Here is an 11,362-nt window from a genome sequence, read left to right on the forward strand (position 1 = left end):
TAAAGTATTCCTTTAGCGTCGCTTCCGTTCACGTCTATTCAGAGCCCCGCAGATTCTCGAAAGCCCCTCGCTAAGCAGAGCCCTTGGGCAGGCCACATTGAGGCGGATGTACGTGTCTGAATTCCGTACAAACATATTGCCTCCCTCCAGCAGTACTCCCGCATTTTCCGCAAAGAACAATGGCAGGTTCATACCGTCTTCTACATATGCCCCAATATCCACCCATCCAAGATAGGTTGCCTCCGGAATCCGAAATACGGCTTTCGGCAGATGCTTCTCCAGATAAGCCCTCACAAATTCGAAATTCGCATCCAGATACAGCCTCAGTTCCATCATCCAGTCGTATCCTCCTTCATAAGCCGCCTGCGCACCCGCCAGCGAAAGGGGATTAAGGTCAAAGTTATGCCGTGCCAGCCAGAGCTTGCGTACGTCTTCATTCGGAATGATAATATTGGAAAACTGCAGGCCAGCGGTATTAAATGTCTTACTCGGAGCCATGCAGGTGATAATCCTGTCACTATTGGGATACAGCTTTGCAAGGGGAGTGTGTGAAAGCCCGCTGCGGATCAGGTCACAATGGATTTCATCCGAGATAATCAGCAGTCCGTTCTCCATGCAGATATCTGCAAATGTACGCAGTTCCTCCTCTGTCCAGATGCGCCCGGAAGGATTGTGTGGACTGCAGAATATACATAATTTCACATCCGGGTTCGCCGCCTTATTCCTGATATCCTCAAAATCCATTTCATAATAGCCGTCCCCCTTCCGGTTCAACAGGTCTGAGCAGACATATTCCACATTGTTATATTCTGCGGCATACTTGAAGTATGCATAGGACGGGGTCAGAATCAGTACCTTATCGCCCGGCTTACATATATAACCGGTCAGTTCATATAACGCAGGGATAACTCCATGGGATATGTAGAGATCTGACTGAGGAAATGTCCAGCCATACAGCTTTCTGGTCCATGCCTGAAATGCCTGGAAATACGCATCCCCAAAGAGTCTGGTATATCCAAAAATCTTCCGGTCAAGTCTTTTTTGTATCCCATCGATAATGCAGTCCGGTGTGGCAAACTCCATGTCCGCGATCCACATACGGATAAACTCCTCATCCGCATAGGGGAATTTCATGTTTTCGTCCGCATGGAAAATGTACTGTCTGAACCCGTCAGTATTCATGCAGCTTGTATGGCGCCGGTCAATAATTTCATCAAAATTGTACTTCATGTCTTTTTCTCCTTACCTGATGCAGTTGTCCATTTATAGGGCGGTCTGTAGACCATGAGATGATGTGTAACAGTTCACGCCCGCCTTGAGTATTCCGAGTATTCCTCCGGAACAGGGGTACATTTTCAACGTAATATTCACGCCTGAACTGTTAAGATTATTCAATATAGGCAATTGCCTCAATCTCCACCAGTGCATCCTTGGGCAGCCTTGCCACTTCTACCGCACTGCGTGAGGGATATGCGCCTGTTGTGAAGAATTTCTCGTATATACGGTTCATGGCGGCAAAATGGTTCATGTCGCTAAGGAATACTGTTGTCTTTACAACGTGATCCATCGTACCTCCTTTGGCCTCAAGAATGGAACGGATATTGGTCAGCGATTTCTCCGTCTGTTCTTCCACGCTTTCCGGAAAAGCGCCGGTCCCCATATCAACCGGAAGCTGCCCCGACAAAAAGAGCAGTTTCCCGATCTGATTTCCCTGTGAATAAGGTCCTATAGCCGCTGGGGCTGATAAAGTTGATATAATTTCTCGCATAAGCTCTCTCCTTAACTTAAAATATAATATGCTCTTTCGAGCAGCCGATCCCGTATCCTGGCAGTGTATCTGAAAATTCATTGCTGCAAGAGCGGGTATCAAAAGTCTTGTGAAGACAGGTACTCTTCTATATTCTGCAATACCTTCTTCCTAAGCAGGACGCCTGACAAAACAGACTGCCCCGCTATGACATCCGGACAAATCACATTCGGCATCTGATAGATTTCTCCATCCTTCCCTCCGATCGAAACCGCACTGTCCACTATATAATAGTTACCCGGCTGCTGCAGCCAGCCCTTTAGCGCATCCAGCGGGTAAGGCGGTGTAAAAGTCGTATTGATCAGCACTTTCCCATTTCCAAAGCGCTTAAAATCATTCTCCGCCATGATGACCGTATTCTTATGAAGATGTGTCGTGAGCACATCCACCGTTTCCAACAGCCTGTGAAATGGCAGATACCTTGCGCCCTTGTCTTCTATACCGGGCTTGCGGGTCCGGCTGAAATAATAAACATCCATCTGAAATGCAAGCATTAATTCTGCAACTGCTGTGCCCACATCTCCCATGCCCACGATACCGAGCTTTACTCCTGTAAGCTCCATTTCCTCTTCCCGCCAGCGCCTCGGTCCAAATCCGTGGAACAGGCGCACCAGTTCACTCGAGATGAACTCCGGTACGCCCTGGTCACCATACTTCCGGATTCCGGTCACAGTGATTCCTTTCCCCCGGGCATAACTAATATCCACATTCGCGCTTGCCGGCGTATAAAGGCTGCAGCACATTCCGATGTACCGGAGATCCTTGCAGGCCTCAATCACCTGTGCACCGATTTGACTCGTATAGAACACAAGCACCGCTTCTGCATCCTTCATACGTCTGATTTTTTCCGCGTCATCAGGAGGAATGTCGCGGTAGATCCGTACATTTTCCGCATATTCAAACAGTGCTTCTTCTGCCGCTTTATCAAACCGGACAGGTTCCAGCACTACAAGCTTTTTAAATTTTCTCATCTTTCTTGAGCTCCATAACTTTCCTGTACAGGCGGATAAAATCATCCTTTGTCGTCATCCTTGCATTGTTGGGACGGTCGCCCCCCAGCATTGCATCGTCGGCCAGGCGTTCCAGGCTCTCTTCTGTCACCCCGTAGGAGGCAAGCGGCGGAACCGGCATATCCTCCAGAAGTTCATAGACACACGCAACGCCCTTTTTCGCGGCCTCCCTCACGGACAACCCCGCAGTATTGACCCCAAAAAAACCGGCAATATCTGCATAACGCTCCGGCCAGGCCCCCATGTTGAATTCCATCACCACCGGAAGGCACAGGGCATTCGCGACGCCGTGCGGAACATGGTACTGTGCTCCCAAAGGATGTGCCATGCAGTGGGAAATCCCAAGGCTGGCCGTAGTAAATGCATAGCCTGCCAGCATCGCGCCCATCATCATATCATAGCGGGCGTCCTTGTCGCTGTCACCGCGGTAGACTGCCGGACGCAGGGCGTGTGCAATCAATTTTACAGCCTGGCATGCCAGCGCATCAGAAATCGGTTCCGTACAGCGGGATGTGTAAGCCTCAATTGCATGGGTCAGTGCATCCATCCCCGTTGCCGCAGTAATACCTGCCGGAAGGGAGTAGGTCAGTTCCGGGTCACAGATCGCAAGCGCCGGCATGATCCCGGTACCGCCGATCGGCATCTTCCATTCTCTCTGCCGGTCTGCAATCACCGCAAACGGCGTACACTCGCTTCCAGTCCCCGCCGCAGTCGGAATGGCTACAATGGGCAGCGGTGCGGTCTTGAATTTGTCACACCCCTGATAATCCCTGATACTGCCGCCATTCGTAACAACAATTGCGGCTGCCTTGGCGGGATCCATAGAACTCCCGCCGCCAAGGCCAATTATGACATCTGCTTCTTTGCTTAAATCTGCTATTTTTTCTACAGTCTCTACAGACGAATCCGGTTCACACTGGTCGTATACGTTCAGCTCGATGCCCGCATTCTTTACAGATTCAATAATCTTTGCAGCAATCCCGAACTTCACCAGCCCCTGATCCGTTACGAGCGTCGCCTTCTTTACGCCCAGTTTTTTCAATTCTTCCCCTGTCTTTGCGGCAGCACCGTTTCCGAAAAGAATTGCTCCGGACGGCGCCCAGGAGAAAATGGACTTTTTATCTTTAAATACGCTGTAATCCAAAGGCAGCTGTGCAACTGGTCTAAACATGTTAAAACCTCCTAAGCCAGTACATCATATAATAATTAACCGCCACTTAAGCAGACCTAATGATGTACTCGGTAAATTTTTTTCATTCCATCACATTGCCGGATGGATTAAGCTTTGATTCCTTCTTTGTCGTCCTTGGATTTTACCATAAAGTACCGGATCACAATCACAAAGAATACGATAAATCCTGTGTAGCCGCAATAGGTCATGATAACACCGAGCAGCTTCTGATATGGCACGAAGAGGCACAGTACATAAGTAAGCACGCCAAATCCTACAATCGCAATCTTGTACTTCGGGCTTTTATCATCTTTAATGAAAAAGTTAATGGTATTCCACAGTGACGGACAGATCGTGGAATATATGGCCAATATGATGACAACCGCAAACAGCGTGCCCACGGAACCCATGATATGGGAAGCCAGTGCCAGGTTAGGAATCGCAACTGTTGCTGCCTCTTCAATATTTCCCAAATGGTTCAGCCCCATCAGGACAGAAACTGTGGAAATGAAGAATGCACCTGTAAAAAGAATCATTTTGAAACGGCCAAATTTATATTCACGCTGGTCATATGCCAGAGTAGAAACAAAGTTGGAAACCAGAAGAAGGGAACAGCCTCCGAAAGAAAATCCTGCTGTCAGCCAATGATTGGTTCCCCGGGTAATCGTAACAGCCCCGCTGTCGAGAAGGGCTATGCCTTCCGAAATCCGTGGGAAGAATGTGAAAGCCGATATCAGCCCGACGATCAACGTAAAGCAGACGATAACCGGCCCAAGCCATCCGATTACGTCAACCGTGCGCTTCAACCCGAAGATTGCGGTTGCTACAGCAGCCACTACCATGATAGCAGTAGCGATCGGCATCGGTACGCCCCACTGCTGGTTAAATGTGGATGCGCCGCCTGAACACATGAAGATAAAACAGCAGGCTACAAACAGCCACGCAAAGATCTCAAATAATTTTCCTGCATATTTCCCGGCGTAAAATGTGGCAACTTCGTTCAGGTTGGCCAGGCCGCGGGTCCTCCCCGCGTATGCATATGCTACATAAGTCAGATACATCATCAGGAAGTTGATGATGCCCACCGCAATCCCCATATAACCATAGCCTGAAAAGTACTGGATGGTCTCCTGCCCGGATGCAAAACCGGAGCCAATCAGGAATGCAAGCAGCGCACCGGCTAATTTAAAAAATGTGAACCAGCTCATATTTTTCTTATCCATATATTTGTATCCCTCTCTCTCTTGTTCTTTTACTCTCTTGTTCTTTTGTTACGCCTCTTTCTATGCCGCCCGGAGAAACACCACTCTCCCGGGCGGCTTCCTGCATGATTTATAATATTGATTCACCGGGGCATTCTATATCCGCCTGGAGAGACTGCCGCCATGTATGTATACTAAAGCGTTCCCATAATGTATACCCAAAGGGCACTCCGTAATACATGCCCTGTGGGCGGGTCTGCAGCAAGCTGCAGAATAATGTATACCCAAAGGGCACCCCGTAACTCATGCCCTGCGGGCGGATCTGCAGCATAGCTGCAGAATAATGTATACCCCGACGGGGCGGGTTCGCTGCAAGCTGCAAAATAAGCTATGATACGGCCCCATGAATTAACAGCAGTTGGTATGTTCTGTACGCCCGATGATATTTTCCTGTACACGCGGGTCAAGCTCTACGAAGAATGCGGAGTAGCCTGCCACACGCACCATCAGGTTCTTATGGTTCTCCGGATGTGCCTGGGCATCACGCAGGGTCTCCGAATCCACTACATTGATCTGCACATGCTGCCCGCCTGCTTCGCAGTAACCTTTCACAAATGATTCCAGCATTTCCAGCCCTTTCTCGCCCTTTGCAACGGCAGGGTCAAACTTGTGATTTACCAGAACTCCCTTTGGAACCATAATCGTATCCATCTTTCCGATGGAGTTGCCTACTGCGGTCGGGCCATTGCGATCCATACCGTTGGAAGGTGAAGCATTGTTCGCAAGCGGCTCCCCGTCCATACGTCCGTCCGGCGTAGCGCCTACGACACGTCCCTGCCAGATATTATAAGTCTGGTTCAGAAGGATCAGTTCATACTGGCCAAAGCGGGAATCTTTATGTGCACGGTTTTCTTCTGCACAGTAGGTTACAACCTGGCGGCAGTAATCATCTACTAAATCTTCATCATTGCCGAAGTGTACATATTTATTCAGGAGCATCTGATGCCATTCCTCATGCCCCTCATAATTATTGGCAAGTATCTCAACCAGTTCCGGCAGGGTCAGCAGTTTCTGGCGGAAAACAACCTGGTCAATCGCGGCCAGCGAATCGGCTGCATTAGCCACGCCGCTGATGAAGGTGCCGGTACTGCTGTATTTTGCGCCATCTTTCTGCAGGATGCGGCCCTTTTCAATACAGCCGTCCACTAGGGTAGATGCGAATACCGTCGGACAGATCTGTGAATGAAGTGCGGAACAGATTCCATATGCCTTCAGGTGGTAATCGATGATATAAGACAGCTGTGCCTTATAGGCGTCCATGAATTTTTCCATGGTATCCATCTCTTCCATTGTGCCTGTCTTCGGCCCAAACTGGCGGCCCGTCTTCGGATCCACTCCATTGAACATCGTCAGTTCCAGTACTTTCAGGATATTGATAAATCCGGCAACAGGGCGGAAATCCGTTTTGCCCGGAACCTGTGCCTCTACACATCCCTCAATCGCGTAGTCACGGGCTTCGCGGATATCATTGCATCCATTTGCCAGTACACGCGGAATATTAATATCATCATTGAAGAATGCCGGCTGTCCGAGACCCTTCTGGGTAAGCTTAAGAGCTCTTCTGAAGGTTTCCCTGTCGATCTTCTTGTTATAACGGAAGGAGATCGCAGGCTGTGTCGTCTGTGCCCCGTCCGCAGCCTCTAAGAACAGGTAAGTCAGGCGGTTGCACGCATTCTTACCGTCCGCATCAATCCCGCCGATGGTAAGGTTCGTCCACATTGGGAATCCGGCATAGGCTTCTGCTTCAATATGGTCACGCAGCTCGAATATTTCGGTCCACTTGATCAGCATACATTCGATCATCTCAACGATATCGTCTTCCGTAGCGATTCCCGCCTCAATGTCATGCTGGAAATAGGGATACATAAACTGGTCAAAACGTCCGACCGAATGGTTGTGTCCCGCATTCTCTATCTGATAGATCAAATGAATGAACCAGAAGAACTGCATGGCCTCATAGAAGGTCTCCGGCGGGTATTCCGGAACACGTTCGCAGGTGACGGCAATACGTAAAAGCTCTTCTCTGCGTTTTTCATCTTCCTCTGTCTGTGCCATCTCACGGGCAAGATCCGCGTAACGGTGTGCAAACATAATCGCTGCATTTAATGTGACCAGCATCCCCTCCCATGTATCTTTCTGCTCCTGGGTAATAAAGTCATAATGTTCTATATGATCCAGCTTTTCCTGAATCTCTTCGATCAATTTACGGAAGCCCTTCTGGAAAATCACATCATACTGCGGCATATGGCTTGCTGTGGAAACGATACGTGAACCGATTGTAATTAAACCGTCCAGGGCGGCCTGCTTCATATCGTCCGGAATCTTACTGTCTACAATCTCTCTGAAACCATGTCCCTTCCATTCCGTACAGATCCGGATCAGTTCCTCTTTGTCTCCGGGGTTCACCCATTCCATATTGTCGGTGGAGCGGGTATCAAAGGTATCGATATCCTCCAGTATCCAGTTTGAGCCCCATTCCGGATATGCGGGAACAGATCTGTATCTCTCACCATGGTCTCCCACAAAAATGGACTGTGGATTGATGAAAATTTTCATGTTTTTCAACAGATATTCCAGCAAATGTGCCTTCCTGGAAATCGGAGATTCAACGGAAGGGGTCCGGTAAAATTCGGTTACCAGTCTGGCTCTGTCCAGGGAAATAGACGGATTGGTGTCGCGCAGCCGCGCCTTTAGGAATTCAACTTTGTTACTGCTCATTGTGTTTCCTCCTTTTTGAAAATTTGTTAAGTTGTTTATCTTATTGAACTTTGGAGCATACTGCTGTACTTCCAAAGTTAGCAATCGCTCACAGGCTTTATTCTGATGCCGTTCCCGATCTATCAGCATAGTGATGTGCCTGGCCCGCCTTACTCATCTGCACTGTTGTCAATGTTATAAAAACATTTCTTTCCTGCAGGAATCAGTATTTCATTAGCCGCTTCCACCAGATGAAGCATATGGCCGGTATCCGGCTCCTCGATATCCGGCAGCGGATATTCGATGTCCAGTATTTTATATTTGTTAATGCCAAGCCTGTGGTATGCAAGCAGTTCGTACCGCCGTACGGCAGGCAGAGTACTGATAAACTGTGCCGTGGTCCGGATATTTTCATCCGAATCATTCCACCCTGGAACAACCGGGGTGCGCACACAGATTTCATTGCCATGGGCGCAGATTTTTTTTAAGTTCTCCAGAATTTCTTCGTTTGGCCTGCCTGTAATCTTCTGGTGCATCCCGCTGTCCATATGCTTGATGTCAAAATAAATAAAATCTATGTAGTCCAGACAGGGGGCAAAAGCTTCATAGTCCCCGCATCCGCAGGTCTCTATCGCAACATTGATGTGATATTCCCTGCATTTCTTTGCAATCGCATACAGGAACCGGGGCTGCATCAAGGTCTCTCCTCCGGAAAATGTTACTCCGCCTCCGGAATGCTCGAAATAAAAGCGATCCTGATAAATGCGCCTGAACAATTCATCTACCGTGTAATCTTGCCCAAACTGCTTTCTCGCCTCAGTGGGACAAAGCTGTACACAAAGTCCGCAGGCAGTGCACTTTGCCCGGTCGTACTGCATCGCACCCTCTTCGTCCAGAAAGACGGCGCCATTGGGGCATTTCTTCAGGCAGAAACCACATCCCATACAATTGACAGGATTCAGTGTGATTTCCGGCTTAAAGGAGATGCCTTCCGGATTCGCACACCAGAGACAGCGGAGCCCGCAGCCCTTAAAAAAGACCGTGGTCCGCATCCCGCGCCCATCCCTGTTACAACATTTTTGAATATTAAAAATCCTGCCTGTCAACTCTTCCATAATCGTCTCTCCCTCGCACGTTTTTTAATAATTAATTATCACTTTGTTCTTCTGCTCTGCTGTTCACTTTTCATTGCATCCTCAAAAAAGTAGTTGTAATTTCAAAACTTTTGCTTTATAATTACTCAATAATTCAAGACTTTCATTTGTTTTTATTTGATTTCGTCGAAATAATCAATCAATTTTTATAAAATTATCGTACCAATAAAATCGTTAAAAATCCAACAAGTAATTTTCATTCTGCTGTTCACTTTTTTTCATAGGGTAAATTTTAATAAAAAAATATTATCATTTTGTTCATAGTGCACGAAACACCAGATCACCTTCCGCGGGGTTATCAGAAATGAAATCGCATGCATGTTCATAAACATATATATCCAGTAAACTTATATGGCTCTTTAGCCATTTGTAAGTGGCTTATAAAAGTTGCCGTTATATTGCACAATTTAGGAGGAATTTATGGATACTGTAAAATACGAAATTTTTCTCAAAGTCCTGGAGCACCGCAGTTTTTCAAAAGCTGCCAATGAACTCGGCTATACGCAGTCCGCGGTCAGCCATTCCATCTCTACCCTTGAAAAATCCTTTGGATTTAAACTTTTAAACCGTGAAAATAATGACATCAGCCTCACACGGGCAGGGATTGATGTGCTCCCTCACATACGCAATATAGTAGACGCACAGAACACGCTGGACTTTACCCTTACCTCTTACCACGAATTTGAATCAGGCACACTATGCATTGCCACAATCCCGAGCCTGGCAATCCAATGCTTCCCGGACCTTCTGCGCCAGTTTAATCTGCAGTATCCAAAAATTCATATTGTAATCATTGACGGCAATTATGAAGAAGTCGAAGAAATGCTTGCCGGCGGCAGGGTGGATTTTGGATTTTCGTCCGTATCTGCAGAGCTTCCTTTTAAGACGATTCCTCTGTTCCGTGAGAGCCTGCAGGCAATCCTTCCCTGCGGCCATCCCCTCACCGAAAAGGAGGCGCTATCCCTGCACGATCTGGAGTCGGAGGTATTCATCATGCCGGGTGAAGGACCAAACCATCAGGTTGGGCAGCTGATCCGCAAATATCAGTTAAAACTTAACGTCGTCTACTCCGTTTCCGATGACAACCTGACTGTCTCCATGATCGCCCAGAACCTTGGCGTCAGCATTCTCCCGGAGATGTCCTTTAAAAAATACCTGAACCTTCCTTTTACTGCAAAGCCGCTGATCGAAGAGCCTTTCAGGGAAATACGGATTATATACAATGATCTCAATTCCATCTCTCCGATCAGCCGGGCATTTATCACGTTTGCACAGAACTATTTCCGCCAGTTTCCTGATTCACGGCCGGTATAGAGTAACGTTACACTAACATTTGACATTTTGGGATTATGAGATGCCTTGACCTTGCGTCAAATTCATGATAGGCTGAATTTACCATATGTTGGTAAATGAATATACCAATCAACTATATATGGTTTTCAGTAAGATAGTTAAAAGACAAATTTTATTAAGGTGATGCATATGGATGATCTTATGAATTATTACATGAATCTTGTTCCTTTTTTGGGGGAGGCTCTTGGAAAGAGCTTTGAGGTGGCAGTTCTGGATTGCAGAACAGAAAGTATTGTCGCCATTACAAACAACCATATCAGCGGACGCAGCGTAGGCGCCCCTATGACAGACTTTGCCAAAAAAATGGTCAGCAGCGGAGAATGGAGGAACCGGGATTACATAGCAAGCTATTCAGGTCATACAGAAAATAACAAGCTTCTCCGCTCTTCCACATATTTTATAAAATCTGGTGATACCCTTCTGGGAATGCTCTGTATCAACATGGATACAACAGACTACCAGCTGCTCAGCAACATCGCGCTAATGCTTGGTGGTCTTGAGACAGGAAAAGCAAAGGTTGCCAACAGCGATAATTCAGACAGTGAGACCTTTCAGGACAGTGTCTCTAATGCGATTGCCCAGACACTGCACGGCCTGTACCATGAGGACGTCCCTACAGAGTTTTCAAGAAATGACAGGATAGCAATCCTTTCTAAACTCCAGGAAAAAAAGGTCTTCCTGGTCAAAGGATCGGTTCCGCGGATTGCACGCATTCTGGGATGCAGCATACCTACTGTGTATAGGGAACTTGCACATCTGAAAAACTTACCGGACCAATAAATCGGGATTTAGTTGACAGGCTTCAGTCCTGTCGACGGACGGGGACGCTTCATGACAGGGAGGCCGGGGAGGTGCTGGGGCTGTATATGCCGTTGCGATATGCACCCATGCTGCTAAGTGATTCTAGA

At 47.6% G+C, this 11,362-nt stretch carries 9 protein-coding genes; 2 read left to right on the plus strand and 7 right to left on the minus strand.

Features of this window, described 5'->3' with window-relative positions; translation table 11 throughout:
* Positions 1-12: 12 nt before the first annotated feature.
* The 7 genes from GKG43_RS13065 to GKG43_RS13095 form a co-directional block, all read right to left on the minus strand.
* The gene (locus tag GKG43_RS13065) at positions 13-1,230 is read right to left on the minus strand and encodes an aminotransferase class I/II-fold pyridoxal phosphate-dependent enzyme (RefSeq protein ID WP_129879194.1); all 1,218 of its coding nucleotides are present in this window, start codon (positions 1,228-1,230) and stop codon (positions 13-15) included.
* A 157-nt stretch (positions 1,231-1,387) separates the two neighbouring features.
* Positions 1,388-1,768 carry a RidA family protein gene (locus GKG43_RS13070; protein WP_055150535.1) on the minus strand — a complete coding sequence of 127 codons (381 nt, stop codon included), beginning with the start codon at positions 1,766-1,768 and terminating at the stop codon, positions 1,388-1,390.
* Positions 1,769-1,866: 98 nt separating this feature from the next.
* Positions 1,867-2,778, minus strand: coding sequence for an NAD(P)-dependent oxidoreductase (locus tag GKG43_RS13075; protein WP_055150538.1), 912 nt, complete (start codon positions 2,776-2,778; stop codon positions 1,867-1,869).
* On the minus strand, positions 2,765-3,988 hold the full coding sequence (locus tag GKG43_RS13080) for an iron-containing alcohol dehydrogenase (RefSeq protein ID WP_055150541.1): 1,224 nt from the start codon (positions 3,986-3,988) through the stop codon (positions 2,765-2,767). Before GKG43_RS13080 ends, GKG43_RS13075 begins: the two co-directional genes overlap by 14 nt.
* Positions 3,989-4,095: 107 nt before the next feature.
* Positions 4,096-5,211 carry a hypothetical protein gene (locus GKG43_RS13085; protein ID WP_055150544.1) on the minus strand — a complete coding sequence of 372 codons (1,116 nt, stop codon included), beginning with the start codon at positions 5,209-5,211 and terminating at the stop codon, positions 4,096-4,098.
* 387 nt (positions 5,212-5,598) lie between these two features.
* Positions 5,599-7,968: a formate C-acetyltransferase/glycerol dehydratase family glycyl radical enzyme gene (locus GKG43_RS13090; RefSeq protein WP_055150547.1), complete on the minus strand. Its 2,370-nt coding sequence runs from the start codon at positions 7,966-7,968 to the stop codon at positions 5,599-5,601.
* A gap of 149 nt (positions 7,969-8,117) precedes the next feature.
* Positions 8,118-9,062: a glycyl-radical enzyme activating protein gene (locus GKG43_RS13095; RefSeq protein WP_055150550.1), complete on the minus strand. Its 945-nt coding sequence runs from the start codon at positions 9,060-9,062 to the stop codon at positions 8,118-8,120.
* A 459-nt stretch (positions 9,063-9,521) separates the two neighbouring features.
* Here GKG43_RS13095 and GKG43_RS13100 point away from each other — a divergent pair, with 459 nt between their 5' ends.
* Together GKG43_RS13100 and GKG43_RS13105 are read left to right on the plus strand one after the other, a co-directional pair.
* Positions 9,522-10,415, plus strand: coding sequence for a LysR family transcriptional regulator (locus tag GKG43_RS13100; RefSeq protein WP_050639668.1), 894 nt, complete (start codon positions 9,522-9,524; stop codon positions 10,413-10,415).
* Between the two features lie 168 nt (positions 10,416-10,583).
* Positions 10,584-11,234, plus strand: a complete 651-nt coding sequence (locus GKG43_RS13105) for a PAS domain-containing protein (RefSeq protein ID WP_050639667.1) — start codon at positions 10,584-10,586, stop codon at positions 11,232-11,234.
* Positions 11,235-11,362: the final 128 nt, after the last annotated feature.

Origin of the sequence: Eubacterium sp. BIOML-A2 (assembly GCF_009680135.1) — a bacterium.
Lineage (GTDB): Bacteria > Bacillota > Clostridia > Lachnospirales > Lachnospiraceae > Faecalicatena > Faecalicatena contortus_B.

What these genes read in the sequence shown, in the direction of transcription:
- GKG43_RS13065 (WP_129879194.1), bottom strand. Translation starts at nt 1,230, where the DNA reads ATGAAGTACAATTTTGATGAAATTATTGACCGGCGCCATACAAGCTGC.
- GKG43_RS13070 (WP_055150535.1), bottom strand. Translation starts at nt 1,768, where the DNA reads ATGCGAGAAATTATATCAACTTTATCAGCCCCAGCGGCTATAGGACCT.
- GKG43_RS13075 (WP_055150538.1), bottom strand. Translation starts at nt 2,778, where the DNA reads ATGAGAAAATTTAAAAAGCTTGTAGTGCTGGAACCTGTCCGGTTTGAT.
- GKG43_RS13080 (WP_055150541.1), bottom strand. Translation starts at nt 3,988, where the DNA reads ATGTTTAGACCAGTTGCACAGCTGCCTTTGGATTACAGCGTATTTAAA.
- GKG43_RS13085 (WP_055150544.1), bottom strand. Translation starts at nt 5,211, where the DNA reads ATGGATAAGAAAAATATGAGCTGGTTCACATTTTTTAAATTAGCCGGT.
- GKG43_RS13090 (WP_055150547.1), bottom strand. Translation starts at nt 7,968, where the DNA reads ATGAGCAGTAACAAAGTTGAATTCCTAAAGGCGCGGCTGCGCGACACC.
- GKG43_RS13095 (WP_055150550.1), bottom strand. Translation starts at nt 9,062, where the DNA reads ATGGAAGAGTTGACAGGCAGGATTTTTAATATTCAAAAATGTTGTAAC.
- GKG43_RS13100 (WP_050639668.1), top strand. Translation starts at nt 9,522, where the DNA reads ATGGATACTGTAAAATACGAAATTTTTCTCAAAGTCCTGGAGCACCGC.
- GKG43_RS13105 (WP_050639667.1), top strand. Translation starts at nt 10,584, where the DNA reads ATGGATGATCTTATGAATTATTACATGAATCTTGTTCCTTTTTTGGGG.